The organism is Pseudomonas sp. NPDC088890, from assembly GCF_044900155.1.
Classification (GTDB): Bacteria; Pseudomonadota; Gammaproteobacteria; order Pseudomonadales; family Pseudomonadaceae; genus Aquipseudomonas; species Aquipseudomonas urmiensis.
In genome coordinates this window covers 99,498-125,363 of record NZ_JBJDNG010000011.1, presented here as the reverse complement: position 1 = coordinate 125,363, position 25,866 = coordinate 99,498, and the positions used below count along the sequence as shown (strand labels likewise).

The window sequence follows — 25,866 nt, the reverse complement described above, 5'->3', positions numbered from 1 at the left end:
GATTACTCGGCTATCGAAGAAGTTCGGGAGGAAGGAGCGGGAGGGACGGGATCGAAACCGCCGTCGTTCCACGGATGACAACGCCCCAGGCGACGAACGGCTAGCCACCCACCACGCAACAGGCCATGGTTTTCTATGGCTTCGTAGGCGTAACAGGAGCAGCTGGGGTAGAAACGACAGTGGCTGGCCATCAGTGGACTAATGGCGTAACGGTAAAACTGGATCGGGACGAGGGCCAGTTTACGCATCGTGACTGTCTACCCCTGCAGAATCGGCATTAACCGCTGGAGAGGGCCGATTACGAGCGAGGCGCTTCCAGAGCTTGCCAAAGTGTTGGTGCAATTCTGGGTTTTCTACTTCGCCCAAGCCCTTGCGCGCGACGATCACGATGTCCAATCCAGCAAGACTCTGCTGATTCAGACGAAAGGAATCGCGCATCAAGCGTTTGAGGCGATTGCGTTGAACGGCGAGCTTGACGCTCTTCTTGCCGATCACCAAGCCAAGGCGCGGGTGATCGAGGCCGTTCTCGCGGGCAAGGATTAGCAGGCTTTTACCTGGAACCTTGCCGGTTGGCGAGTCGAAGACCGCTTTGAAATGCCGGGGTGTAAGCAGTCGCTTTTCCCGACTGAAGTCCTGACTCACCACCTGTGCCGAAAAATCAAACGGCCAGACGCTTACGGCCTTTGGCACGACGACGCGACAGAACAGCGCGGCCGTTCTTGGTGGCCATACGGGCACGGAAGCCGTGGGTGCGCGCGCGCTTGATGGTGCTTGGTTGGAAAGTACGTTTCATGGCGTGTTACCTGGGTTCGTCGACTACGGGCCGGAATGGCCCCCGTTTTAAGAGATCGGCGATTCTAGAGAAAGCAAGCCAATAGGTCAATTTCCAACCAACCTTTCCTTATGGATGGCATGGCTTCTACCTAACTTCTACCTGACCTCTAGCTGGCCTTTAGAAGGAGGGATCGACAGGCTTGATCGAATCGCAAAGAGTGGACAACATGAAAAAATAAAAGAGACATATAAAAAGCTTTTCTGAATAACTTATAGATCTTAGGCCAGCCACTATCTGTGGATAACCATCTACAGGCCACGATTTACGTTATGTACAGAGTTTTGAAACCTTGTCCGAAACCGGTGCTCCGGCTGTGCTGGGCATGCGGACAAGCTGTGGATTAAAGGCGCTGTTATCCACAGCAGAGTTATCAACAGGCTTGGGCCCAGGGTTGTGCATAGACCTTAGGTGCGGTTATCCACAGAGCTTATTCACATGCCGGTGAAGGCGTTTCGGCCATCATTTGACTGCTCTGTCATGGTTCAAGTCGCTGTCTCATGTGGATAAGTAACCGCTTGCCCGGTACAATGGCGGTTTGCTTTTGCCTCATCCGGCTTTCAACTCAGGGGATATCCGTGTCAGTGGAACTTTGGCAGCAGTGCGTGGAGCTTCTGCGCGATGAACTGCCTGCCCAGCAATTCAACACCTGGATCCGTCCGCTACAGGTCGAAGCCGAAGGCGACGAGTTGCGCGTGTATGCGCCCAACCGTTTCGTCCTCGATTGGGTCAATGAAAAATACCTGGGTCGTCTGCTCGAGCTGCTGGGCGAACACGGCAATGGCCTGGCGCCGGCGCTTTCCTTATTAATAGGCAGCCGCCGCAGCTCTGCGCCGCGCGCCGCTCCCAATGCTCCGGTCAGTGCTGCGGTCGCCGCCAAAGCTCAGCCCCAGCAGCCAGCGCCTGTACTCAGTCAGAATGAGTCGGTTGCGGTGCAGGCGGTCGAGCCGCTTTTGACCAACGAAGTGGAACAGCCGTCGTCGCGCGACAGTTTCGACTCGATGGGCGATACGCCAGTGGTCCCGAGTGCTACCACGCGCACTGAGCAACGGACCGTGCAGGTAGAAGGTGCGCTCAAGCACACCAGCTACCTCAACAGAACTTTCACCTTCGATACCTTCGTTGAGGGTAAGTCCAACCAATTGGCACGGGCAGCTGCCTGGCAGGTTGCCGATAACCCCAAGCATGGCTACAACCCGCTGTTCCTGTACGGTGGCGTGGGCCTGGGTAAGACTCACTTGATGCATGCTGTGGGTAACCACCTGCTCAAGAAGAATCCGAACGCCAAGGTGGTCTACCTGCATTCGGAGCGCTTCGTTGCCGACATGGTCAAGGCGTTGCAGCTCAATGCGATCAACGAGTTCAAGCGCTTCTATCGTTCGGTGGATGCGTTGCTGATCGATGACATCCAGTTCTTTGCCCGCAAAGAGCGCTCGCAGGAAGAGTTTTTCCACACCTTCAACGCCTTGCTCGAGGGTGGTCAGCAGGTAATTCTTACCAGCGACCGTTATCCAAAAGAGATCGAAGGCCTCGAAGAGCGTCTGAAGTCGCGCTTCGGCTGGGGGCTGACAGTTGCCGTCGAGCCGCCAGAGCTGGAAACCCGCGTAGCGATCCTGATGAAGAAGGCCGATCAGGCCAAGGTGGAACTTCCTCACGATGCGGCGTTCTTTATCGCCCAGCGCATCCGCTCCAACGTGCGTGAGCTGGAAGGCGCGCTCAAGCGTGTCATCGCTCACTCGCACTTCATGGGGCGCGACATCACCATCGAGCTGATCCGTGAGTCGCTCAAGGATCTGCTGGCGCTGCAAGACAAGCTGGTGAGTGTGGATAACATTCAGCGCACCGTGGCCGAGTACTACAAGATCAAGATCTCCGACCTGCTGTCCAAGCGGCGTTCGCGATCGGTAGCTCGCCCACGTCAGGTGGCCATGGCGTTGTCCAAGGAGCTGACCAACCACAGTCTGCCGGAAATCGGCGACATGTTTGGCGGCCGCGACCACACCACCGTGCTGCACGCCTGCCGCAAGATCAATGAATTGAAGGAATCCGACGCGGACATCCGCGAGGACTACAAGAACCTGCTGCGCACGCTGACGACCTGATGGCCGTCGGCGCAGCTATTTGAAGGCAAGGGACTAGACCATGCATTTCACCATTCAACGCGAAGCCCTGTTGAAACCCCTGCAACTGGTCGCAGGTGTCGTCGAGCGCCGCCAGACCTTGCCGGTCCTGTCCAACGTCCTGCTGGTCGTGCAAGGCCAGCAGCTGTCGTTGACCGGTACCGACCTGGAAGTCGAGCTGGTTGGCCGCGTACAACTGGAAGAGCCGGCTGAGCCGGGCGAAATCACTGTCCCGGCGCGTAAGCTGATGGACATCTGCAAAAGCCTGCCGAGCGATGTCCTGATCGACATCAAAGTGGACGAGCAAAAGCTACTGGTCAAAGCTGGCCGTAGCCGCTTCACCCTCTCTACCTTGCCGGCCAATGACTTCCCGACTGTGGAAGAAGGTCCAGGCTCGCTGACCTGCAACCTGGAACAAAGCAAGCTGCGCCGTTTGATCGAGCGCACTAGCTTCGCCATGGCCCAGCAGGATGTACGCTACTACCTCAACGGCATGCTGCTGGAAGTGTCGACCGACACCCTGCGTGCGGTTGCTACCGACGGTCACCGCTTGGCCATGTGTTCCATGCAAGCTGCGATCGGCCAGGCGGAGCGCCACCAGGTCATCGTTCCACGCAAAGGTATTCTTGAGCTGGCGCGTCTGCTCACGGATCCAGAAGGCATGGTCAGCATCGTTCTGGGCCAGCATCACATTCGTGCGACCACTGGCGAATTCACCTTCACTTCGAAACTGGTCGACGGTAAGTTCCCTGACTACGAGCGCGTTCTGCCCAAGGGTGGCGACAAGCTGGTTCTCGGTGATCGTCAGGCCCTGCGTGAAGCGTTCAGCCGGACCGCGATCCTGTCCAACGAGAAATACCGCGGTATTCGTCTGCAGCTGGCCGCTGGCCAGTTGAAGATTCAAGCCAACAACCCAGAGCAGGAAGAAGCCGAAGAAGAGATCAGCGTCGACTACAACGGTAGCTCGCTGGAAATCGGCTTCAACGTTAGCTATCTGCTGGATGTGCTGGGCGTCATGACTACGGAGCAAGTTCGTCTGATTCTGTCCGATTCCAACAGCAGCGCCCTGCTGCAGGAAGCCGGCAACGACGACTCGTCTTACGTTGTCATGCCGATGCGTCTGTAATCTGTAGCAGATAATGTCCCTAAGACGCATCATGGTCACTGCGGTGCGCAACCTGCACCCAGTGACCCTCTCTCCCTCTCCCCGCATCAATATCCTTTACGGCGCCAACGGCAGCGGCAAAACCAGTGTTCTGGAAGCCGTCTACCTATTGGGCCTGGCTCGCTCCTTCCGCAGTACTCGACTGAACCCTGTTATCCAATACGAGCAGCCAACCTGCACCGTGTTTGGCGAGGTTCAGTTGGCCGAAGGTGGAACCAGCAACCTAGGTGTTTCGCGCGAGCGACAGGGGGAGTTCACCATCCGCATTGACGGGCAGAATGCCCGCAGTGCTGCTCAATTGGCAGAGCTACTGCCGTTGCAGTTGATTAACCCAGACAGCTTCCGCTTGCTCGAAGGTGCACCGAAAATTCGTCGACAGTTCCTCGATTGGGGTGTGTTCCACGTGGAACCACGCTTCATGGCAGCCTGGCAACGTCTGCAGAAGGCACTGCGACAGCGGAACTCATGGTTGCGGCATGGTACACTTGACGCTGCTTCGCAAGCCGCCTGGGACCGGGAATTGTGCCTGGCCAGCGCGGAGATAGATGAATACCGTCGCAACTATATCAAGGCCTTGAAGCCCGTCTTCGAGCGAACCCTGAGCGAACTGGTCGAGCTGGATGGATTGACCCTGAGCTATTACCGCGGCTGGGACAAGGACCGGGAACTCAACGAAGTACTCGCCTCTTCTCTTCACCGTGACCAGCAAATGGGCCATACCCAGGCCGGTCCTCAGCGTGCTGATTTACGTCTTCGTATTGGCGCAAACAACGCTGCGGATATCCTGTCCCGTGGGCAGCAAAAACTTGTGGTGTGTGCGTTGCGCATCGCCCAAGGCCACTTGGTCAGCCAAGCCCGTCGCGGTCTCTGTATCTATCTCGTGGATGACTTGCCGTCCGAACTGGACGAGCAGCACCGCCGCGCATTATGCCGCTTGCTTGAAGAATTACGCTGCCAGGTTTTCATCACCTGTGTAGATCACGAATTACTGAGGGAAGGCTGGCAGACGGAAACGCCAGTTGCTTTGTTCCACGTGGAACAAGGCCGTATCACCCAGACCCACGACCATCGGGAGTGAAGGCATGAGCGAAAATCAAACGTACGATTCCTCCAGCATTAAAGTGCTGAAAGGGCTGGATGCCGTACGCAAACGTCCCGGGATGTACATTGGCGACACCGATGATGGTAGCGGCCTGCACCACATGGTCTTCGAAGTGGTCGACAACTCGATCGACGAAGCCCTCGCCGGTCACTGCGATGACATTACCGTCATCATCCACCCAGACGAATCCATCAGTGTCCGCGACAACGGTCGCGGCATTCCGGTCGACGTGCACAAAGAAGAAGGTGTATCGGCGGCTGAGGTCATCATGACCGTCCTGCACGCAGGCGGTAAGTTCGATGACAACTCCTATAAAGTTTCTGGCGGTCTGCACGGGGTTGGTGTTTCCGTGGTTAACGCCCTCTCCGAGCAGCTGATCCTTACTGTTCGTCGCAGCGGCAAGATCTGGGAGCAGACCTACGTGCATGGTGTGCCTCAGGCACCTATGGCTGTAGTCGGTGAAAGTGAAACCACCGGTACCCACATCCACTTCAAGCCGTCGGCTGAAACCTTCAAGAACATCCACTTCAGCTGGGACATCCTCGCCAAGCGTATCCGCGAGCTGTCCTTCCTGAACTCCGGTGTTGGCATCCTGCTCAAGGATGAACGCAGCGGTAAAGAAGAGTTCTTCAAATACGAAGGTGGTCTGCGCGCGTTCGTTGAATACCTCAACACCAACAAGACCCCGGTGAACACGCAGGTCTTCCACTTCAATGTCCAGCGTGACGATGGTGTCGGTGTCGAAGTCGCCCTGCAGTGGAACGACAGCTTCAACGAAAACCTGCTGTGCTTCACCAACAACATTCCGCAGCGCGATGGTGGTACTCACCTGGTGGGCTTCCGCTCTTCGCTTACCCGCAGCCTGAACGCTTACATCGAGCAAGAAGGCCTGGCCAAGAAAAACAAGGTCGCGACCACCGGTGACGATGCCCGTGAAGGTCTGACTGCGATCATCTCGGTCAAGGTGCCGGATCCGAAGTTCAGCTCGCAGACCAAGGATAAGTTGGTTTCCTCGGAGGTGAAGACCGCCGTGGAACAAGAGATGAACAAGTACTTCGCCGACTTCCTGTTGGAAAACCCCAACGAAGCCAAGGCGGTGGTTGGCAAGATGATCGACGCTGCCCGCGCGCGTGAAGCAGCGCGCAAGGCACGCGAGATGACTCGCCGCAAAGGCGCATTGGATATCGCTGGCCTGCCGGGCAAATTGGCGGACTGCCAAGAGAAGGACCCTGCCCTCTCTGAACTGTACCTGGTGGAGGGTGACTCCGCAGGTGGTTCGGCCAAGCAAGGTCGTAACCGTCGCACCCAGGCGATCCTGCCGCTCAAGGGTAAGATCCTTAACGTCGAGAAAGCACGCTTCGACAAGATGATCTCGTCCCAGGAGGTCGGTACGCTGATCACCGCACTGGGCTGCGGCATTGGCCGCGAAGAGTACAACATTGACAAGCTGCGCTATCACAACATCATCATCATGACCGATGCTGACGTTGACGGTTCGCACATCCGTACCCTGCTGCTGACCTTCTTCTTCCGTCAGTTGCCGGAGCTGGTCGAGCGCGGCTACATCTATATCGCTCAGCCGCCGCTGTACAAGGTCAAGAAGGGCAAGCAAGAGCAGTACATCAAAGACGACGACGCCATGGAAGAGTACATGACGCAGTCGGCCCTGGATGACGCCAGCCTGCACTTGGACGAATCGGCACCTGCGGTTTCTGGCGTACAGCTGGAAAGCCTGGTGAACGATTTCCGCGGTGTGATGAAAACCCTTAAGCGTCTGTCGCGCCTGTACCCACAAGAGCTGACCGAGCACTTCATCTACCTGGATGAAGTCACCCTTGAGCAGTTGGGCGATCACGCGCACATGGAAAACTGGTTGGCCAAGTTCCAGGCACGTCTGAACAACAGCCAGAAGTCTGGCCTGGCCTACAAAGCCAGCCTGCGTGAAGACAAAGAGCGCAATGTCTGGCTGCCGGAGGTGGAGATCACTTCGCACGGTCTGGCCAGCTACATCACCTTCAACCGCGACTTCTTCGGCAGCAACGACTACCGCACCGTGGTCAACCTGGGTGGCAAGCTCAGCACCCTGCTCGGCGAAGGTGCGTATGTGCAGCGTGGCGAACGTCGCAAGGCGGTCACCGAGTTCAAGGAAGCCTTGGACTGGCTGATGAACGAAACCGCCAAGCGTCACACCATCCAGCGATACAAAGGTCTGGGTGAGATGAACCCGGAGCAGCTGTGGGAAACCACCATGGACCCAACCGTGCGCCGCATGCTCAAGGTGACTATCGAAGACGCGATCGCTGCCGATCAGATCTTCAACACCCTGATGGGTGATGCGGTGGAACCACGCCGCGACTTCATCGAAAGCAATGCCCTGTCGGTGTCCAACCTGGACTTCTGATCAGGTGTAGTTTCACCGACAAGCTGCATGAAAAAGCCCGCGTAAGCGGGCTTTTTCATGAGTGCCAGAGCCATCTGAGCGACAAGTATTGAACTGTCCAATTCAGCGCCCAGCCGCTTCATCCTTAATTTCGCTCCAACTGCTGTCGGGGTCGAAACGCGTTATCGCAGCCGCGCGCTTGGCACTGTCACGGCCGAGGTCTTTCTCGAACAATTCACCGTCGTAGCTGATCATAAAACTCATGACGCCAGTGTCCGCGTAGTTCGCCGGCCAGGCGATCACGGCAAAGCCGCGGGTCATGTGATCGCCGATCTTGTAGTCATAGGCGCCACCTGGTGCCGAAGGGCCTTGGGCGGTGAGAATCCGATAGTGATAGCCATGCCAGTCATCACGCTTGGCGGCATCACCGAATAGCGGCCCGAGTGGACTTTCTTCGACGCCGTCCACTTCCGGCCAGTACAGCCCGTCGAACGCCCCGTCGCTACTCATGAACTTCTGTGCGTACTCGAGCACCCCATCGCCATTGCGATCAATTTCGGCGTAGTCCATCTGCGCATCGTGATAGGCACGGGCTGCTTGAATGGTCGCCAATTCGTTGCGGCCGATGCGGCGCTGGCGGATTTCCTCGGCGCCCGCTTTGGTGTCGAAAGCCCAACCGCCAGCACTGTGTCTGATGGGGATTGGGAAAATCCAGGGTGTGTTGCCGACCACCAGATGTGCACGCTTCTGGCTATCGGACTGAACCTGGTGGGATTCGTTGTAGAGCGAGAGAAAGGCATCCACATCTTTACGATCGACGTCCTTGGTCGGGATATAAGTGTTCCAGTCATCGCCAAGCAAGTTTGCCAACTGTTGGCTATCGGCCTTTTCACTACCCAGGGCCTGCACCAACGCTTCGCCTGCCGCCTCCGCGCTTGGGAAATATTTCTGAGCGTAGCTGCTGGACGTCCAGCAAAGGAGCAGCACCAGCGCAATCCGACTAGCCGTTTTCATGACTGACTCTCCTCTCAGCGGCGACGGCCGCCACCGCTGGATTGCATGCGCACGGGTCGTTGCAGCTGATGGCCGGCGGGCGCAGCACTGGGGCGGCTGGCGCTACGTTGACTGATCTGTCCACGGTTGCTTGCCATGCGTGCCTGTGAAGGGTTGCGCACATCGGCCAAGGCGTTGTTGCGCGGCGCCTGGGCGCGAGCATGTTGCTGGCGGACTTGCTGGCGTGCTTGTTGATTACGCTCCGACGGCTGAGGCTGGCGAGTTTTCAAAGGTGCCTGCGCGCCAGGCTTGTGCTGGCGGTCGGCGACCTGTGCGCGCTCGCGAGCGCTAGCGGGCTGGTTGATGCCATGTTTTTCCAGGCTTTGTTGAGCGCGCTCACGCTCTGCACTCTGCGCCCTTTGGCGGGCTTCGAGGTTGCTGGTTGCCGGTGCTTCGATGCCACGCTGGGCGAGACTTTCTCGGGCGCGCGCGCGATCTTCGAGACGCGCCGGGGTGTCACCACGATAGGCTGTACGCTCTGCGCTGCCGGGCAAGCGCCGGTCGAACTGGGCTCGACTGGCTTGATCGCGGTAGGGAACGCCGTCGCGATAGGTAGGATTATGGCGCCAGCTGTTCTGGTTGGCTTCGAGCCTGCGGTTGATGTTGTTTATGTTGTTGTAGCGATTGACGTTGATATCAACGTCATGATCGTCCCAGTCGCAATCCCCCCACAGAGAATTGACGATGGCTACGCCTGCACCGAAAGCCAGGCCGGTCGCCAATGCCGTACCAATGGCATACCCCGGCGGTGGCGGATAGTACGCCGGTGGGTAGGACGCAGAGGACCAATTACCGTACACCACAGAGGGGTTGTAGCTTGGGACGTATACGACCTGGGGGTTGGTCGGCTGGATAATAATGGTTTGTGCCGACGCGGCACCTTGCCCCGCCGTCGTGGCGCCTGCTTGAGCGTTTGAGGGTTGCACGATAACACTCTGCTTATCGTTCGACTCCAGGTGGCCAGCAGCCTTGGCCTTAGCGCGCAGGCGCTGTACCGAATTCATCACCGCGTCGGGCTGGGCGAGAAAGGCATCGCCAACTCGCTGCACCCAGACTGGGTCCTGGCCAAGTGTGGCTAGCACCTGCGGGAAAGCCACCAACGATTGCACGCTGGGGTCCCAAGGTTGCTCGGCGACCTGCTGGACGGCGGCATCGCCACTGACGTTCGGATGCGCCTTGGACCAGGCAAGCGCGTCGGCGACATTGCCGGGATAGGTGGTTGCCATCAGCACCTGAGCCAGTAAAGCATCCGGGTACAGGGCCAACGGTGCAAGCATCTGATCAAGCTGTTCGGTGTTGAACACCTGCTCGCTGGGCGCGGCCGCAGTGGCAGGTACAGCTGCAGGTACAGCTGCAGATACCGGCGCCGGGGCCGTTGCCTTAGGTGGCGCATCTTCTTCGGAACAGCCCAAGAGCGCGAGCATGGTGATGGTGAGCAGGATCGCCCTGTGAAGGCAGGCAGACATGACGATGCTCCTGTAGCTGAGGGACAGAGCGGAGCGTCAGGAGCCCAACGGGTTACCGAGTCGGCAATCGACGCATGGAAGGCTCAGAGCAGTATCAGCGTAGAAGAAAATTGCTCTGCCGGCGGTTCGGCGCCCGACAAGCCCGCTCCTACAAGGTGCGCTGAACCCGCTTACAGACCCAGCTCACGCAAGCGCCGATAAAGCGTCCGCTCGCTCAACCCCAGATGTCGGGCCAACTCAATCCGCGACCCTTGGAATTGCTCAAGCGCCAGCGCCAGCTCGCCCAGCTCGTTGCGGCTGCGGCGTAGCGTAGCTACGTTCTGAATGGGGCCAATGTCGTGTGGTAAATGTTCAGGCCGAATCAAGCCGTCGTCGGCAAACAAGCGTGCTCGTTCGAGAATATTGCGCAGCTCGCGAATGTTGCCAGGGAACGGATGCAAGCTGAGCCGTTGTTGCGCTTCTGCGGTGAGCGTGGCGGATTGCGCGCCAGCCATGCGCTTCAACAAACTCTCGGCCAGCATGGGCAGATCCTCTACCCGTTCGCGCAGGGCAGGCAGCCGGATTGGAAAACCGCTGATGCGGTAGTACAAGTCTTCACGAAAGGTGCCCGCAGCGACCATTTCCTTGAGTGGTTTGTGGGTGGCAGAGACCAGGCGAAAATCCGAGTGCACCGTACGCAGACTGCCGACTGGGCGGAAACTGCCAGACTCGATCAGGCGCAGCAGCTTCACCTGCATGGCCAATGGAACCTCACCAATTTCATCGAGGAACAACGTGCCGCCATGCGCCGCTTCGGCCAAACCGATCTTGCGCTGGGTAGCACCGGTGAAGGCGCCTTTTTCGTAGCCGAACAATTCACTCTCGAACAGGCTCTCGGTAAGACCCGTGCAGTCGACCACAACCAACGGCCCATTGGCGCGCAGGCTACCCAAGTGCAGGGCGCGAGCGAAAAGCTCTTTACCGGTACCAGACTCACCCTGAAGCAATACCGGGATCTGCGCCGGCGCTGCTCTTTGCAAGCTGGCCAGGGCGGCCTTGAACGCCGGAGCACGGCCTACCAGGCCTTGCTGTTGCGGCTGGGCGGAGGCGAGCGTCACGGTGTTCAGACGCTCGACGAAGGCGACCACCCTGCCCTGTTCATCCAGGATCGGCCGTAACTCGACGTCCACATGCTCAGGCCCACGGGGAGTGTGATGGATGTGCAGGACCCGCTCCGGCACCTTGCTGTCCCATGCCTTGCGCATCGGACAATGTTCGCCGGCCTGGTCGCAGGGGACGGCGTAGTGGTGGGATACCCGGTGGCACTTCTCCCCCAGCGGCGCGTTGTCGTTGCTGCCGAACTGGCGGCGGTAGGCGGCATTGGCGGCGAGGATGTTGTAGTCGGTATCGAGCACGATGGACGGATGGACGTCGTGTTCCAGATACGACACTAGCGCAAGGATCGCGGGTTGGTTGGCAGAAGCTGAAAACGCGGGCATGACCAGGACCGGAGGAGAGTACATCGCGGAGGGTAGCAAGGACTGCCAATCACTGCCATTAGCTGCCAGTCGACTGCCAGGTCTGTCATTGGCAGTAAAGAGTACCCAGATAGGAACAGGCTGCGCAGCGTGTCCTTCGCGGTAAACCGGCTGGCTAAAACCCTGATGCGTAGGGCTTGAACAGTCACTCTATGCTTGATAGCAAGGCACACGTGGTTTCGGACCAATGCCCTGGCATGCATCTTGATAAAGCACCGTTTACTGCCTACGCCTCTAACAAGGCGCGGCGGATAAATCTGGAGAGTGCAATGATCATCGGCAGTAACATCTATGTGGAAGCCTTGTTCGACGAGGCCACCTCGACCATCAGTTACCTGGTCATGGATCGCCAGACCCAGGAGTGCGCGTTGATTGACAGCGTGCTCGACTATGACCCCAAGTCCGGGCGTACCAACACTGCTTCGGCGGACAAACTGATTGGCAGGGTCCAGGCGCTGGATGCCAAGGTGCACTGGATTCTTGAAACCCATGTGCATGCCGACCACCTTTCTGCGGCGGCCTACCTCAAGGAAAAGCTCGGTGGCCATATCGCCATCGGTGCACGTATCACTCAGGTACAGAAGACCTTCGGCGCCCTGTTCAATGCCGAGCCTGGCTTTGCCCGCGATGGCAGCCAGTTCGATGTATTGCTCGAAGATGAACAAGTGTTTCTGATCGGCACGCTGCGCGCGCGCGCCCTGCATACCCCAGGGCATACCCCGGCGTGCATGAGCTACGTGGTCGAGGATGCTGGCCAGATTGCGGTGTTCGTTGGCGACACCTTGTTCATGCCCGACTACGGCACAGCCCGCTGCGACTTCCCAGGCGCCGATGCCCGCACGTTGTATCGCTCGATCCGCCGTTTGCTGGCCTTCCCCGATCAGACCCAGCTGTTCATGTGCCATGACTACCTGCCCAATGGCCGCGCACTGCGTTATGTCACCACCGTGGCCGAGCAGCGCGCCAATAATATCCACATTCATCAGGGCATCAGCGAGGACGAATTCGTGGCCATGCGCGAAGCGCGTGACGCGACGTTGGACATGCCGGTGCTGATCCTGCCCTCGGTACAGATCAACATGCGCAGCGGCCAGTTGCCTGAGCCGGAAGATAACGGCGTGCGCTACCTGAAGATCCCCCTCAACAAACTGTGAGCCCGCTATCGCGGGGCCCGCTTCCACGCAGAGACACAGAGCTAACGTGGGAACAGGCTTGCCCCGCGATAGAAAAAGAGCAGCTACCTCGATCAACAAGGAACATTTAAATGCCTGCGTCGCCGTCCACTTCCGCCAGTCCGCGCACCGATCACCACAAGGTGGTGATCATCGGTGCCGGGGCTTCGGGTATCGCCACCGCTTCGAGCCTGATCAGCCGTGATCCTTCGCTGGACATCGCCCTGATCGATCCTGCCGAGGTGCATTACTACCAACCAGGCTGGACCATGGTCGGCGCCGGTGTGTTCAACGCACCCAGCACCGCTCGCACCATGGCCTCGACCATTCCGCGTGGGGTGCGCTGGATCAAGGCCAGCGTGCAGGGTTTCGATCCGGTCGCGCAACTGGTGATGCTCGAGGATGGTCGCGCGGTCAGTTACGAACAGCTGGTGGTATGCCCCGGCCTCAAGCTCGATTGGAACGCCATCGAAGGCCTGAGTGAGACCCTGGGGCGTAACGGCGTCACCTCCAACTACCGCTATGACCTGGCGCCCTATACCTGGGAGCTGGTGAAAAACCTCAAGCAAGGTCGCGCGCTGTTCACCCAGCCACCGATGCCGATCAAGTGCGCTGGCGCGCCACAGAAGGCGTTGTACCTGTCCTGTGATCACTGGTTGCGTCACGGCCATCTTGGCGCGATCAAAGCGAGCTTCTTCAATGCCGGCGCGGTGCTGTTCGGGGTAGCGGACTACGTACCGGCACTGATGAGCTACATCGACAAGTACAGTGTCGACCTCAACTACGCCCAGCGGCTGGTCGCCGTGGACGGCCCCGGCAAGCGCGCTACGTTCGTGCGCAGCTTGCCCGATGGCAGCACGCAGACACAGGTCGAACCCTTCGACCTGTTGCATGTGGTGCCGCCGCAAGTTGCCCCTGACTTCATCCGGAACAGTCCGCTGGCCGATGCGGGTGGCTGGGTCGATGTCGATCCGCACACCCTGCGCCATCGTCAATTCGCCAACATCCATGGTCTGGGCGATGTGATCAACACCAGCAACGCCAAGACCGCCGCCGCAGCGCGCAAGCAGGCGCCGGTGGTGGCGAACAATGTTTTGGTGGCGCTCGGCAGGCTGCCTGCCCTCGCCCACTATGACGGCTATGGCTCATGCCCTCTGACCGTGGAGCGCGGCAAGATCGTCCTCGCTGAGTTCACCTATGGTGGTAAGGTCGCGCCGAGTTTTCCGCGCTGGTTGCTCGATGGTCGCCAGCCAACCCGATTGGCCTGGCTGCTCAAGGCACGGATCCTGCCGCCGCTGTACTGGCGTGGCATGCTCAAGGGACGGGAGTGGCTGGCCAAGCCGCAGCCGAGGGTGATCGAGGGGCAGCAGTGATCGAGCATCAACTGCTCGGCACGCTGCTGGGCACAATCATTGGCGCAGTGCTGGCGCTGACCGGCGCTGGCGGCGGCATCCTGGCGGTGCCGCTGCTGGTGTTCGGCCTGGGCCTGACGATGGTCGAGGCGGCCCCGGTCGGGTTGCTGGCGGTGGGCCTGGCGGCGGCGGTCGGGGCGGTGTTGGGTTTACGCCAGGGCTTGGTGCGCTATCGGGCGGCGCTGTTCATTGCCGTGATCGGCATCGTCGCTGCGCCGTTCGGCTTGATGCTCGCCCACAGTCTGCCCAACACGCCATTGGCGCTGGTGTTCGCTGCGGTGCTGGTTTACGCCTGCCTGCGCATCGGGCGCAAGGCAGCGCGCGAACTGCGCGGTCAGTCGCCATGCGGGGAACGGCAGATCATGCCCTGCGTGCTCAATCCGTTGCAGGGCCGACTGCGCTGGACCCTACCCTGCGCGCGTGCCCTGGCCTTCACCGGGGCGATGTCTGGATTGCTTTCAGGGTTACTGGGCGTCGGCGGTGGGTTCGTCATCATCCCTGCGTTGAACCGCTACACCAATCTGGACATGAAGAGTATCGTCGCCACCTCCCTGGCGGTGATTGCCCTGGTCTCCACCGGCAGTGTGGTCAGCGCCAGCGTTGCCGGCGTCATGCACTGGCAGGTCGGTGCCCCGTTCGCAGTGGGCGCGGTATTTGGCCTGCTGCTGGCGCGGCCTTTGGCCGCCAAGCTTGCCGGGCCACGCCTGCAACAGTTGTTCGCCATCGTCGGCATTGGCGCTGCACTGCTGCTGGCGGGCAAGGCGCTACTCGGCTAGCAGGTCTGCCTGCTCGGCCGCACACAGGGCGAGCAGGTAATCCCAGACCACCCGCAGGCGTACTGATTTGTGCAGCTCGCGCCGGGTGCAGATCCAGTAGCTGCGCTGGATCGTCTCACTCGGCAGCACGCGCACCAGCGTCGGGTCATGCCGGGCCATGAAATTGGGCAGCACGGCGATACCCAGGCCGGCACGCGCTGCGTGTTGCTGGGCGATCACGCTGGTGCTGCGGAACACCACATTCGGTGCCCGGCAAAAGCTGTTGAGAAACAGCAGCTCCTGGCTGAACAGCAGGTCGTCTACGTAGCCAATCCAGCTGTGCCGCGCCAGGTCCTCGCGGGTCTGCAGCGGTGGGGAGCGGTCGAGATACTCGCGACTGGCGTAGAGCGCCAGGCGGTAGTCGGTGAGTTTGCGGGTGATCAACAAATCGGCGTTGGGCCGTTCCAGGTGGATGCTGATCTCCGCTTCGCGGTTAAGGATGCTGACAAAGCGCGGCACCGCTACCAGCTCTACCTCCAACCCCGGATAGCGCTCGAACAGATCGCTCATGCGCGGGGTGAAGAACATGATGCCAATGCCTTCGGTGACCCCTAGGCGAATCTTGCCCAGCGGCGTAATCGCCTGGGTGATTTCCTCCTGCGCCAGCAGCGCGACATTTTCCATCGCCTCGGCATGCTTGAGCAGGGCCTGTCCGGAAGGCGTCAGTTCATAGCCTTGGGCATGCTGGACGAACAGTGCCGTACCCAAGCTTTTTTCGATGTTCTCGATATGCCGGGCGACGGTGCTGTGGGTGGTATTGAGCCGCTTGGCAGCGCTGAGCAGGCGACCGCTGCGCTGCAACTCGAGGAAAAACCGCAGATCATTCCAGTCGAACATGCTGATCCTTGTGCGTGATGGCGAGGGTTCTGAGCGCGGCCGTCGAGGCACTACGCAGGAGGATGCGGGGCTCGTATGGCTCGTGGGACTTGTAGATCTCGTGGGACTCGTAGATCTCGTTGGACTCGTAGATCTCGTGGGAGCGGGCTTGCCCCGCGATAGCGATGGTGGCAGCACTACTGCTGTCGCGGGGCAAGCCCGCTCCCACGTGCATCCTTCACATATCGCTCCTAGGTGCCTCGCATACGCCCCACCCGCCCCACACTACGGACTCTCGTGGCTACCTGGGCTGTGCTAAAACGCACAGCCGTTGCGCAAAATCTCGTGTTTCCTCTGCGAAATTACTCACTAAGATGAAGGGCGACAAGAATAATAATCAGGCGCGAGGTTACACATGCCATCAGCCGATTCTGTCTACGACTACGTGGTCGTAGGCGCCGGTCCCGCCGGTTGCCTGCTGGCCAATCGTTTGTCCGCCGACCCTAGCTGCCGGGTGCTGTTACTCGAAGCGGGCGGGCGCGACAACTATCCGTGGATTCACGTCCCGGTCGGTTACCTCTATTGCATCGGCAATCCGCGCACCGACTGGTGCTTCAAAACCGAAGCGCAAGCCGGCCTGGACGGTCGCAGCCTGGGTTATCCACGGGGCAAAGTGCTGGGTGGCTGTTCATCGATCAACGGCATGATCTACATGCGCGGCCAGGCGGCGGACTACGACCGCTGGGCTGAGCAAGGCAATGCCGGCTGGGCCTGGAGCGATGTGCTGCCGCTGTTCAAGGCCAGCGAGAATCACTTTGCCGGCAGCAGCGACAGCCACGGCGCCGAGGGCGAATGGCGGGTCGAGCAACAACGCTACAGCTGGCCGATTCTCGATGCCTTCCGCGACGCCGCCGAGCAAAGCGGGATCGCCAAGGTCGATGACTTCAACACCGGTGACAACCAAGGCTGTGGATACTTTCAGGTCAACCAGCGCAGCGGCGTACGCTGGAATGCGGCCAAGGCCTTTTTGCGGCCGATCCTCAAACGCCCCAATGTCACCATCCTGACCGATGTCCAGGTGGATCAGGTGCTGCTCGACAACACTCGTGCGACGGCGGTCAAGGCCCAGTGGCAAGGCGCCTGGCATGAGTTCAAGGCGCGCCGGGAAATCATCCTCTGCGCAGGTTCTGTCGGCTCGCCTGGGATTCTCCAGCGCTCTGGAATCGGTCCACGCAAGCTTCTCGAAGGGTTGGGCATCGGCGTTCGGCATGACATGCCCGGTGTGGGCGGCAACCTGCAAGATCACCTCCAACTGCGCCTGATCTATCAAATCCGCAACACCCGCACCCTCAATCAGATGGCCAACAGCCTGTGGGGCAAGATGGGCATGGGCCTGCGTTATCTGTATGACCGCAGCGGCCCCTTGGCAATGGCTCCAAGTCAGCTGGGTGCGTTCGTACGCTCCAGCCCTGATCAGGCCACCGCCAATTTGCAGTACCACGTCCAGCCGCTATCGCTTGAACGCTTTGGCGAGCCGCTGCACCGCTTCCCTGCTTTTACCGCATCGGTTTGCAACCTGCGCCCGGCCAGCCGTGGACGCATCGATATCCGCTCTGCGGACATGAACGCCGCCCCACTGATCGATCCCAATTACCTCAGCGATCCGCACGACCTGCGCGTCGCCGCCGACGCTATCCGCCTGACCCGGCGTATCGTCCAGGCCCCCGCCCTGGCAGCGTTCGAACCCCAGGAATATCTGCCAGGCCCCGCCCTGCAGAGCGAGCAACAACTGCACGAAGCGGCCAGCAAGATCGGCACCACGATCTTCCACCCGGTGGGCACCTGCCGCATGGGTAATGGGCCGCTGGACGTTGTGGATAACCAGCTGCGCGTGCATGGCATTCCTGGTTTGCGCGTGGCTGATGCGTCGATCATGCCGCAGATCGTTTCCGGTAATACCTGTTCACCCACACTGATGATCGCCGAGAAGGCGGCACAACTGATCCTCAAGGGGGCTGCTACCCAGACCAACCTCAGCGACGCAAGCGCGATACCGACGCCCTGACCAGGCGCGTGCAACAACCGGCGGCTTGTGGTCAGGGGCTGCCGACAGTGGAACAACAAGAATAATCACTGTGGCCTGTAGGCCGAGGACAGCAACGATGTCGGATTACATCCAAGAGCAGGGTGCAGCGGCGAGCAGCTCCAGTCGTCGCGAGGAACGAAAGATCATTTTCGCGTCATCCCTCGGGACCGTTTTCGAGTGGTATGACTTTTTTCTTTATGGCGCGTTGGCGGCGGTCATCAGCAAGCAGTTCTTCGCTGGGGTCAACGACACCACCGCGTTCATTTTTGCCCTGATGGCGTTCGCCGCAGGCTTCCTGGTGCGGCCATTCGGGGCGTTGGTATTCGGCCGCTTGGGCGACATGATCGGGCGTAAATACACCTTCCTGATCACCATCGTGCTGATGGGCTTGTCCACCTTCGCCGTGGGCTTGCTGCCGACCTACGCCAGCATTGGCATTGCCGCGCCGATCATCCTGGTGATCTTGCGCATGCTCCAAGGCCTGGCGCTGGGCGGTGAGTATGGCGGTGCAGCCACGTATGTCGCCGAGCATGCCCCACCTGGCAAGCGCGGTTTCCACACAGGCTTCATCCAATCTACCGCGACCCTGGGCCTGCTGCTGTCACTGCTGGTGGTGCTCGGCAGCCGCTACATCAGCGGCGATCAGTTCGAAACCTGGGGCTGGCGCCTGCCGTTCCTGCTGTCGATCGTGCTGCTGGGCATCTCCACCTGGATCCGCATGAGCATGCACGAGTCGCCAGCGTTCGTGAAAATGAAGGCCCAAGGCAAGGTGAGTAAATCGCCGATTCGTGAGTCGTTCACCAATTGGCCGAACCTCAAAGTGGTGCTGACTGCCCTGTTCAGTATCAACGCCGGGCAAGCGGTGACCTTCTACACCGCGCAGTTCTATGTGCTGTTCTTCATGACCCAGATGCTCAAGATGGACCCGGCCCAGGCGAACACCCTGCTGATCATCAGCGTGGTGATCGGCGCGCCGTTCTTCGTGTTCTTTGGCTGGCTGTCGGATCGGGTCGGACGCAAGCCGATCCTGATGCTCGGCCTGCTGCTGGCCACAGTGCTGTACTTCCCGATGTTCAAAGCCCTGAGCCATTACGCCAACCCGCAGATCGACGCTGCCAGCCGTCAGGCACCGATCGTGGTGACGGCTGATCCGAACAGCTGCACCTTCCAGTTCGATCCAGTAGGCAAGGCGCGTTTCGACAGTCCGTGCGACAAGGTCAAGACCTTCCTGGTCAAGCAGGGTCTGCCGTACAGCTCGGCTGCAGGGGCGAGCAGTGAAGTGGTGGTGAGCATTGGCCAGACCACCATCAATGGCTTCGACGAAGCGGCCATGCGTGCGGCCATCGAGCAGGCGGGCTATCCGGCCAAGGCCGATCCGTCGCAGGTCAACGAGTTCATGGTGGTGGTGCTGATCGTTGCGATGATCCTGATTGCCACCATGACCTATGGGCCGCTGGCGGCGGTGATGGTCGAGCTGTTCCCGACGCGGATCCGCTATACCTCGATGTCACTGCCCTACCACATCGGTAATGGCTGGTTCGGCGGGTTCCTGCCGACGGTGTCGTTCGCCTTGGTGGTGTACACCGGGGATATCTTCTACGGGCTGTGGTATCCGGTATTGATCACCGGGATCAGCTTGGTGGTGGGGATCTTCTGCCTGAAAGAGACCAAGGATGTGGATATCGACAAGGTTTGACCGGTAGAGCCAGACGCCTCTATAGCAGGCACAAAAAAACCGGCGTAAAAGCCGGTTTTTTTATCGCTCAAAAAAACTTATGCACGATTTTCAGAAAAACGTCATACAGGGAAATAAATAGCTAATTCAACAACTTAGATCATATCTCTGAGCGTTAATCCAAAAGTTGCTCACAAGTTATCCACAGAGCGTCAGGCAGTGCGCTGCTCGGTGTTTTCTGCCGCTGGCGGCAAAGAACCCAAGGCCCGCTGGGTCGCCTCGTTCCACGCTTCGGCGCGATTATTGAGGTCGGCAATCGCCCGCGGCCCGCTACCTTCGGCATACATCGGCTGACCAATCACCACCTCGATCACCCCTGCCCGCTTACCCCAGCCGGATTTTGGCCAGAATTTGCCAGCGTTGTGGGCAATCGGCAGCACCGGCAGGCCGGCATTGACTGCCAGCGCAGTGCCGCCACGGGAGAACTTGCCAATCTGGCCATGGGGCACGCGGGTGCCCTCCGGGAAGATCAGCACCCAAACGCCTTGCTTGAGCAGCTCGTCGCCCTTTTTGGCGACATGACGCAAAGCTTCTTTCGGGTTGTCGCGATCAATTGCGATCGGCCGCAGCATGGCCATCGCCCAGCCAAAGAACGGCACATACAACAGCTCACGCTTGAGCACCTGGCTCAGCGGCTGGAAGTAGGCAGAGAGGAAGAACGTCTCCCAGGTGCTCTGGTGGTTGGAGAGGATCACGCACGGCGTATCCGGCACGTTCTCGGCGCCGGTGATTTTGTAGCGGATACCGAGGATCACCCGCGCCAGCAGCACGGCGAACCGGCACCAGTAGACGTTGATGAAGCGATAGCGTTGGCGAAACGGCAGAAACGGCGCAACGAAGAAGCTCAGGGTGCACCACAGCAACGAGCTGGTGCCCAGCAGCAGGTAAAAAAGAAAGATTCTGATCGCCTGCAGGATCGACATAGTGGCAAGTACCGTTGCGGGCATGCCCGCCTAATGAAAAAGTGCGCCAGCGTGGCGCACCCTCTTAAATAAGTGCTCTGGCCACAGCGGCCAGATCGTCAAAAATCAGGGTGTTTTGCGGGACGCCTTTACTCAGGGTCTTCTCACCCTTGCCGGTTTTCACCAGCACTGGTTGTGCTCCGACGGCCAGGGCGGCCTCCAGGTCACCTTTGCTGTCTCCGACAAACCAGATGCCGCTCAGGTCTGCCTGATAATGCTCGGCGATTGCCCGCAACATGCCAGGCTTGGGTTTGCGGCAGTCGCAGCCCTCGTCCGGGCCATGCGGGCAATAGACGATATGACCGACTTCACCACCCTGCTCGGCCACCAGCTCGCGCAGGCGCGCATGCATGGCCTCGAGGGTTTGCAGCGGATAATAGCCACGGGCAATGCCGGACTGGTTGGTGGCGACCGCCACCGTCCAGCCGGCCTTGCTCAACTGCGCGATGGCCTCGATCGAGCCGGGAATGGGGATCCACTCCTGCAATGACTTGATGTAGGCGTCGGAGTCGAAGTTGATCACCCCGTCACGATCGAGAATCAGCAGTTTCAAGGCTTACCCCAGCAGCGAAATGTCGGCCACGCCCAGGAACAGACCGCGCAGGCGGCTGAGCAGGGCATAACGGTTGGCGCGCACCTTGGCGTCTTCGGCGTTGACCATCACCGCCTCGAAGAAGGCGTCGACCGGATCACGCAGGGCCGCCAGGCGAGCCAGCGACTCGCTGTACTGACGCGCAGCTGCCATCGGTTGCACGGCCTGGTCGGCCTGCTGGATGGCCGAGTACAGGGAGAACTCATTGGCATTGTCGAAGTACTTCGGCTCGACCTGTTCGGCGATAGCGCCTTCGGCTTTGCTCAGCAGGTTCGACACACGCTTGTTCACCGCCGCCAGGGCTTCGGCTTCCGGCAGCTTGCGGAAGGCCTGCACGGCCTGTACGCGCTGGTCGAAGTCCAGGGCAGAGCCCGGCTTCAGGGCACGCACCGACAGGTAGGTGCCCACGTCGATGCCTTCGTCTTCATAACGCGCACGCAGGCGGTCGAAGATGAACTCCAGCACTTGCTCGGACAGCCCAGCAGCCTTGACCTTGCTGCCGAACTGGGTGACGGCGAAGCTCACGGCGTCGGTCAGGTCCAGGTCCAGCTGCTTCTCGATCAGGATGCGCAACACGCCCAGGGCGGCGCGACGCAGGGCGTACGGGTCTTTGCTACCGGTTGGCAGCATGCCGATGCCGAAGATGCCGACCAGGGTGTCGAGCTTGTCGGCGATCGCCACGGCAGCGCCAGTCAGGGTCTGTGGCAGTTCAGCGCCAGCACCGCGCGGCATGTACTGCTCGTTCAGGGCCTGGGCAACGTCTTCTGGCTCGCCATCGTTGACGGCGTAGTAGTAGCCCGCGATGCCCTGCATTTCAGGGAATTCGCCAACCATTTCGGTGGCCAGGTCGCACTTGGACAGCAGGCCAGCACGCGCGGCACGCTGGGCGTCGCCGCCAATGCGCGGGGCAATGAAAGCTGCCAGTTTCGAGACGCGCTCGGCTTTGTCGTAGACGCTGCCCAGCTGAGCCTGGAACACCACGTTCTTCAGGCGCTCGTTGAAGGTTGCCAGCGGCTGCTTCTTGTCTTGCTTGAAGAAGAACTCGGCGTCGGTCAGGCGCGGACGCACGACCTTCTCGTTGCCCTGGACGATCTGCTTCGGATCGCGGCTCTCGACGTTGGCCACGGTGATGAAGCGCGGCAACAGCTTGCCTTCGCTGTCGAGCAGGCAGAAATACTTCTGGTTGTCCTGCATGGTGGTGATCAGCGCTTCTTGCGGCACTTCGAGGAAACGCTCCTCGAACGAGCACACCAGCGGCACAGGCCACTCGACCAGCGCGGTCACTTCATCGAGCAGCGCTGGCGGCACGATGGCCGTGCCTTCCTGCTGCATGGCAAGTTCCGCGGTGCGCTTGGCGATCAGCTCGCGGCGCTCGGCGAAGTCGGCCAGCACGTAGGCCTTGCGCAGGTCTTCGACGTAGTTGGCCGGGGTGGTGATGACCACGTTTTCCGGGTGGTGGAAACGGTGGCCACGCGACTCGCGCCCAGCCTGTTGCTTGAGGATGGTGCAGTCGACGACCTGGTCACCGAGCAGCATGACCAGCCACTGGGTTGGACGCACGAACTCTTCACGGCTGGCCGCCCAGCGCATGCGCTTAGGAATCGGCAGGTCGTTGAGCGAATCTTCGACGATGGTCGGCAGCAGGCTGGTGGTGGCCTTGCCCGGGATGTGTTGGGAGAAGCGCAGCTTGGCGCCGCTCTGGTCGATCTCGGACAGATCGACGCCACATTTCTTGGCAAAGCCCAGTGCCGCCTGGGTCGGTTTGCCTTCAGCATCGAACGCTGCCTGCACGGGCGGGCCGTCGACGTTGATGCTGCGGTCTGGCTGCTGCACGTCGAGCTGACGGATCAGCACGGCCAGACGGCGCGGCGCGGCATAGACCTGCTTGGCGGTGTAGTTCAGGCCAGCGGCCTGCAGGCCTTTCTCGATCCCTGCCAGGAAGGCGTCGCCGAGGCTGGCGAGGGCCTTGGGTGGCAGCTCTTCGGTGCCCAATTCAACCAGGAAATCTTGAGCACTCATTGTGCAGCCTCCAGCTTAGCCAACACTTCATCACGCAGTTCAGGGGTCGCCATCGGGAAGCCCAGGCGTGCGCGAGCTTGCAGATAGCTTTGTGCCACGTCCCGGGCCAGGGTACGCACACGCAGGATGTAGCGCTGACGCTCGGTCACCGAGATGGCGCGGCGGGCGTCGAGCAGGTTGAAGGTGTGCGAAGCCTTCAGGACCATTTCATAGGTCGGCAGCGGCAGGTCGAGCTTGATCAGACGGTTCGCTTCGCTTTCGTAGAAGTCGAACAGCTCGAACAGTTTCTCGACGTTGGCGTGCTCGAAGTTGTAGGTCGACTGCTCCACTTCGTTCTGGTGGAACACATCGCCATACGTCACGGTGCCGAACGGGCCATCGGCCCAGATCAGGTCGTAGACCGAGTCGACGCCCTGGATGTACATGGCCAGACGCTCCAGGCCATAGGTGATTTCACCGGTGACCGGGTAGCACTCGATGCCACCGACTTGTTGGAAGTAGGTGAACTGGGTCACTTCCATGCCGTTGAGCCAGATTTCCCAGCCCAGACCCCAGGCACCGAGGGTCGGCGACTCCCAGTTGTCTTCGACGAAGCGAATGTCGTGGACCAGCGGGTCCAGGCCGATCGCTTTCAGCGAGCCGAGGTACAGCTCCTGGAAGTTGGCCGGGTTGGGCTTGAGGACCACCTGGAACTGGTAGTAGTGCTGCAGGCGGTTAGGGTTCTCGCCATACCGTCCGTCGGCTGGACGACGGCTAGGCTGCACGTAGGCGGCGTTCCAGGTCTCTGGGCCGACGGCGCGCAGGAAAGTAGCGGTGTGGAAAGTGCCGGCGCCTACTTCCATATCGTAGGGCTGAAGTACCACACAACCTTGCTCCGCCCAGTATTGCTGCAGGGCGAGGATGAGGTCTTGGAAGGTACGCACGGCTGGCGTAGGCTGGCTCACGAAATTCACCTGTATCTGGGGATGCGGATGTAAAGAGCGGGAGTATAACCTGATTCGCCTCGCCCTCTACTCATTGGAGCCTTATGCCACGCTGCTTTTGGTGTACCGACGATCCGTTGTACCAGGCCTATCACGACCAGGAATGGGGAACGCCGCAGCGCGACCCGGCGTTGCTGTTCGAGATGCTTTTGCTCGAAGGGTTCCAGGCGGGGCTGTCATGGATCACCGTGCTGCGCAAACGCGAGCGCTATCGCCAGGTGATGTATGGCTTCGACCCGGTGCAGTTGGCGCAAATGAGCGATGAGCGCATCGAGGAGTTGATGCTCGATGCCGGGATCATCCGCAACCGCCTCAAACTCAACGCCGCCCGGCGCAATGCCAAGGCCTGGCTGGCTGTGGATAACCCTGCGCAGTGGCTCTGGTCGTTCGTGGGTGGCGAGCCGAAGATCAACCACTTCAAGGGCCGCAGCGACGTCCCGGCAGTCACCGACGAAGCCAAGGCGATGAGCAAGGCGTTGCAAAAAGCCGGCTTCACGTTTGTCGGCCCGACCATCTGCTACGCCTTCATGCAAGCCACCGGCATGGTCATGGATCACACCACCGACTGCGATCGCTACGCCGCGTTGCTGCGCTGAGGGGTTACAATGCGCGCCTTGCAGAAATAAGGAATAGGGCTGTGGAAAAATTCAAAGGCGCCCTGATGGTCGGGGTGCTGCGACTGTTCGCCAAACTGCCCTGGGGGGCAGTGCAGCGAGTTGGCGCGGGTATCGGCTGGCTCATGTGGAAGATCCCAAACGGTTCGCGCAACGTGGTGCGGATCAACCTGGCCAAGTGCTTTCCGGAAATGGATTCTGGCGAGCGCGAGCAGCTGGTGGGCCGCGCCCTGCGTGACATTGGCAAATCGTTCGTCGAAAGCGCCTGCGCCTGGATCTGGCCGCCACAGCGCTCGCTCGAGCTGGTCAAGGAAGTGCACGGCCTGGAAGTGCTGGAGCAGGCCCTGGCCTCGGGCAAGGGCGTGGTCGGTATCACCAGCCACCTGGGCAACTGGGAGGTGTTGAACCACTTCTATTGCAGCCAGTGCAAACCGATCATTTTCTACCGCCCGCCCAAGCTCAAGGCGGTGGATGACTTGCTGCGCGAACAGCGCGTGCAGATGGGTAACCGCGTGGCGCCGTCGACCAAGGAAGGCATCCTTAGCGTGATCAAGGAAGTGCGCCGTGGTGGCCAGGTGGGGATCCCCGCTGACCCGGAGCCGGCTGAGTCGGCGGGGGTGTTCGTACCGTTCCTGGGTACGCAGGCGCTGACCAGCAAGTTCGTGCCGAACATGCTCGCCGGTGGCAAGGCGGTGGGCGTGTTCCTGCATGCCCTGCGGCTGCCGGATGGCTCGGGGTTCCGGGTGATTCTGGAGGCGGCGCCGCAAGAGATGTACAGCGACGATGTGACCGTATCGGCGGCGGCCATGAGCAAGGTGGTCGAGCGTTATGTGCGTGAGTATCCGAGCCAGTACATGTGGAGCATGAAACGCTTCAAGAAGCGCCCGGCGGGTGAAGCGCGCTGGTATTGAGTTATCCACTGCCCTGCTTGCAGGCTGAATACAGGTCTGTCTGTTTTAGCAGGGCCCCTGTGGGAGCGGGCTTGCCCGCGAAGCAGGCACTGCGGTGGATGGCACCGGCTTCGC

At 60.3% G+C, this 25,866-nt stretch carries 22 protein-coding genes; 11 read left to right on the top strand and 11 right to left on the bottom strand.

Annotated features, from left to right (window positions below):
• Positions 1–2: 2 nt before the first annotated feature.
• From yidD to rpmH, 3 genes are read right to left on the bottom strand one after another with little or no spacing between them, the layout of a single operon-like run.
• Entirely contained in the window at positions 3–248 is a 246-nt protein-coding gene (gene yidD / locus ACI2JX_RS21045) for a membrane protein insertion efficiency factor YidD (protein ID WP_011536514.1), read from the bottom strand.
• A complete protein-coding gene (gene rnpA / locus ACI2JX_RS21040) occupies positions 241–645 on the bottom strand; it encodes a ribonuclease P protein component (protein WP_186553240.1) in 405 nt (134 codons plus the stop codon). The genes yidD and rnpA overlap by 8 nt, the downstream gene beginning before the upstream one ends.
• Positions 646–658: 13 nt before the next feature.
• Complete coding sequence (gene rpmH / locus ACI2JX_RS21035) at positions 659–793, bottom strand: 50S ribosomal protein L34 (protein ID WP_002551315.1); 135 nt, start codon at positions 791–793, stop codon at positions 659–661.
• A 617-nt stretch (positions 794–1,410) separates the two neighbouring features.
• On the opposite strand from rpmH, the gene dnaA reads away from it, so the two are divergent.
• The 4 genes from dnaA to gyrB are packed head-to-tail and all read left to right on the top strand — an operon-like array spanning position 1,411 to position 7,620.
• The gene (gene dnaA / locus ACI2JX_RS21030) at positions 1,411–2,934 is read left to right on the top strand and encodes a chromosomal replication initiator protein DnaA (protein ID WP_264234137.1); all 1,524 of its coding nucleotides are present in this window, start codon (positions 1,411–1,413) and stop codon (positions 2,932–2,934) included.
• A gap of 40 nt (positions 2,935–2,974) precedes the next feature.
• The gene (gene dnaN / locus ACI2JX_RS21025) at positions 2,975–4,078 is read left to right on the top strand and encodes a DNA polymerase III subunit beta (protein ID WP_264234139.1); all 1,104 of its coding nucleotides are present in this window, start codon (positions 2,975–2,977) and stop codon (positions 4,076–4,078) included.
• A 13-nt stretch (positions 4,079–4,091) separates the two neighbouring features.
• Positions 4,092–5,195, top strand: a complete 1,104-nt coding sequence (gene recF, locus ACI2JX_RS21020; protein WP_264234141.1) for a DNA replication/repair protein RecF — start codon at positions 4,092–4,094, stop codon at positions 5,193–5,195.
• Positions 5,196–5,199: 4 nt separating this feature from the next.
• Complete coding sequence (gene gyrB, locus ACI2JX_RS21015; RefSeq protein ID WP_186553127.1) at positions 5,200–7,620, top strand: DNA topoisomerase (ATP-hydrolyzing) subunit B; 2,421 nt, start codon at positions 5,200–5,202, stop codon at positions 7,618–7,620.
• Positions 7,621–7,722: 102 nt separating this feature from the next.
• Here the strand turns inward: gyrB and ACI2JX_RS21010 are convergent, their stop codons facing one another.
• From ACI2JX_RS21010 to ACI2JX_RS21000, 3 genes are all read right to left on the bottom strand, one after another.
• Entirely contained in the window at positions 7,723–8,613 is an 891-nt protein-coding gene (locus ACI2JX_RS21010; RefSeq protein WP_404690917.1) for a DUF2950 domain-containing protein, read from the bottom strand.
• A 14-nt stretch (positions 8,614–8,627) separates the two neighbouring features.
• Positions 8,628–10,118, bottom strand: a complete 1,491-nt coding sequence (locus ACI2JX_RS21005; protein WP_404690916.1) for a DUF3300 domain-containing protein — start codon at positions 10,116–10,118, stop codon at positions 8,628–8,630.
• A 170-nt stretch (positions 10,119–10,288) separates the two neighbouring features.
• Positions 10,289–11,596: a sigma-54-dependent Fis family transcriptional regulator gene (locus ACI2JX_RS21000; RefSeq protein WP_264234147.1), complete on the bottom strand. Its 1,308-nt coding sequence runs from the start codon at positions 11,594–11,596 to the stop codon at positions 10,289–10,291.
• Positions 11,597–11,904: 308 nt separating this feature from the next.
• On the opposite strand from ACI2JX_RS21000, the gene ACI2JX_RS20995 reads away from it, so the two are divergent.
• From ACI2JX_RS20995 to ACI2JX_RS20985, 3 genes are all read left to right on the top strand, one after another.
• Positions 11,905–12,789, top strand: a complete 885-nt coding sequence (locus ACI2JX_RS20995; protein ID WP_404690915.1) for an MBL fold metallo-hydrolase — start codon at positions 11,905–11,907, stop codon at positions 12,787–12,789.
• Positions 12,790–12,899: 110 nt separating this feature from the next.
• Positions 12,900–14,180, top strand: a complete 1,281-nt coding sequence (locus ACI2JX_RS20990) for an FAD-dependent oxidoreductase (RefSeq protein WP_404690914.1) — start codon at positions 12,900–12,902, stop codon at positions 14,178–14,180.
• Positions 14,177–14,995 (top strand): sulfite exporter TauE/SafE family protein, encoded by an 819-nt coding sequence (locus tag ACI2JX_RS20985; protein WP_404690913.1) that lies wholly within the window; start codon positions 14,177–14,179, stop codon positions 14,993–14,995. Before ACI2JX_RS20990 ends, ACI2JX_RS20985 begins: the two co-directional genes overlap by 4 nt.
• On the opposite strand, the gene ACI2JX_RS20980 is transcribed toward ACI2JX_RS20985, so the two are convergent.
• Positions 14,984–15,871: a LysR family transcriptional regulator gene (locus tag ACI2JX_RS20980; RefSeq protein ID WP_186553134.1), complete on the bottom strand. Its 888-nt coding sequence runs from the start codon at positions 15,869–15,871 to the stop codon at positions 14,984–14,986. The two genes, ACI2JX_RS20985 and ACI2JX_RS20980, sit on opposite strands and share 12 nt — an antisense overlap.
• A 394-nt stretch (positions 15,872–16,265) precedes the next feature.
• Here ACI2JX_RS20980 and ACI2JX_RS20975 point away from each other — a divergent pair, with 394 nt between their 5' ends.
• Positions 16,266–17,915 carry a GMC family oxidoreductase gene (locus ACI2JX_RS20975; RefSeq protein ID WP_404690912.1) on the top strand — a complete coding sequence of 550 codons (1,650 nt, stop codon included), beginning with the start codon at positions 16,266–16,268 and terminating at the stop codon, positions 17,913–17,915.
• A gap of 97 nt (positions 17,916–18,012) precedes the next feature.
• Positions 18,013–19,632, top strand: coding sequence for an MFS transporter (locus ACI2JX_RS20970; RefSeq protein WP_404690911.1), 1,620 nt, complete (start codon positions 18,013–18,015; stop codon positions 19,630–19,632).
• A 191-nt stretch (positions 19,633–19,823) separates the two neighbouring features.
• Here ACI2JX_RS20970 and ACI2JX_RS20965 read toward each other — a convergent pair whose 3' ends face one another.
• From ACI2JX_RS20965 to glyQ, 4 genes are all read right to left on the bottom strand, one after another.
• The gene (locus ACI2JX_RS20965; RefSeq protein ID WP_186553137.1) at positions 19,824–20,594 is read right to left on the bottom strand and encodes a 1-acyl-sn-glycerol-3-phosphate acyltransferase; all 771 of its coding nucleotides are present in this window, start codon (positions 20,592–20,594) and stop codon (positions 19,824–19,826) included.
• 64 nt (positions 20,595–20,658) lie between these two features.
• Complete coding sequence (gene gmhB, locus ACI2JX_RS20960; RefSeq protein ID WP_186553138.1) at positions 20,659–21,186, bottom strand: D-glycero-beta-D-manno-heptose 1,7-bisphosphate 7-phosphatase; 528 nt, start codon at positions 21,184–21,186, stop codon at positions 20,659–20,661.
• 3 nt (positions 21,187–21,189) lie between these two features.
• Positions 21,190–23,244, bottom strand: coding sequence for a glycine--tRNA ligase subunit beta (gene glyS / locus ACI2JX_RS20955; RefSeq protein ID WP_404690910.1), 2,055 nt, complete (start codon positions 23,242–23,244; stop codon positions 21,190–21,192).
• Complete coding sequence (gene glyQ / locus ACI2JX_RS20950) at positions 23,241–24,188, bottom strand: glycine--tRNA ligase subunit alpha (RefSeq protein WP_186553140.1); 948 nt, start codon at positions 24,186–24,188, stop codon at positions 23,241–23,243. The genes glyS and glyQ overlap by 4 nt, the downstream gene beginning before the upstream one ends.
• A gap of 83 nt (positions 24,189–24,271) precedes the next feature.
• Between glyQ and ACI2JX_RS20945 the strand changes: the two genes are divergently transcribed.
• Complete coding sequence (locus ACI2JX_RS20945; RefSeq protein WP_264234165.1) at positions 24,272–24,823, top strand: DNA-3-methyladenine glycosylase I; 552 nt, start codon at positions 24,272–24,274, stop codon at positions 24,821–24,823.
• A gap of 41 nt (positions 24,824–24,864) precedes the next feature.
• Positions 24,865–25,752: a lysophospholipid acyltransferase gene (locus ACI2JX_RS20940; protein WP_404690909.1), complete on the top strand. Its 888-nt coding sequence runs from the start codon at positions 24,865–24,867 to the stop codon at positions 25,750–25,752.
• Positions 25,753–25,866 lie beyond the last annotated feature (114 nt).

Coding starts and splice junctions, on each gene's coding strand:
- yidD (WP_011536514.1), bottom strand. CDS start 248: ATGCGTAAACTGGCCCTCGTCCCGATCCAGTTTTACCGTTACGCCATT.
- rpmH (WP_002551315.1), bottom strand. CDS start 793: ATGAAACGTACTTTCCAACCAAGCACCATCAAGCGCGCGCGCACCCAC.
- dnaN (WP_264234139.1), top strand. CDS start 2,975: ATGCATTTCACCATTCAACGCGAAGCCCTGTTGAAACCCCTGCAACTG.
- recF (WP_264234141.1), top strand. CDS start 4,092: ATGTCCCTAAGACGCATCATGGTCACTGCGGTGCGCAACCTGCACCCA.
- gyrB (WP_186553127.1), top strand. CDS start 5,200: ATGAGCGAAAATCAAACGTACGATTCCTCCAGCATTAAAGTGCTGAAA.
- ACI2JX_RS21010 (WP_404690917.1), bottom strand. CDS start 8,613: ATGAAAACGGCTAGTCGGATTGCGCTGGTGCTGCTCCTTTGCTGGACG.
- ACI2JX_RS21005 (WP_404690916.1), bottom strand. CDS start 10,118: ATGTCTGCCTGCCTTCACAGGGCGATCCTGCTCACCATCACCATGCTC.
- ACI2JX_RS21000 (WP_264234147.1), bottom strand. CDS start 11,596: ATGCCCGCGTTTTCAGCTTCTGCCAACCAACCCGCGATCCTTGCGCTA.
- ACI2JX_RS20995 (WP_404690915.1), top strand. CDS start 11,905: ATGATCATCGGCAGTAACATCTATGTGGAAGCCTTGTTCGACGAGGCC.
- ACI2JX_RS20990 (WP_404690914.1), top strand. CDS start 12,900: ATGCCTGCGTCGCCGTCCACTTCCGCCAGTCCGCGCACCGATCACCAC.
- ACI2JX_RS20980 (WP_186553134.1), bottom strand. CDS start 15,871: ATGTTCGACTGGAATGATCTGCGGTTTTTCCTCGAGTTGCAGCGCAGC.
- ACI2JX_RS20975 (WP_404690912.1), top strand. CDS start 16,266: ATGCCATCAGCCGATTCTGTCTACGACTACGTGGTCGTAGGCGCCGGT.
- ACI2JX_RS20970 (WP_404690911.1), top strand. CDS start 18,013: ATGTCGGATTACATCCAAGAGCAGGGTGCAGCGGCGAGCAGCTCCAGT.
- ACI2JX_RS20965 (WP_186553137.1), bottom strand. CDS start 20,594: ATGTCGATCCTGCAGGCGATCAGAATCTTTCTTTTTTACCTGCTGCTG.
- glyS (WP_404690910.1), bottom strand. CDS start 23,244: ATGAGTGCTCAAGATTTCCTGGTTGAATTGGGCACCGAAGAGCTGCCA.
- ACI2JX_RS20945 (WP_264234165.1), top strand. CDS start 24,272: ATGCCACGCTGCTTTTGGTGTACCGACGATCCGTTGTACCAGGCCTAT.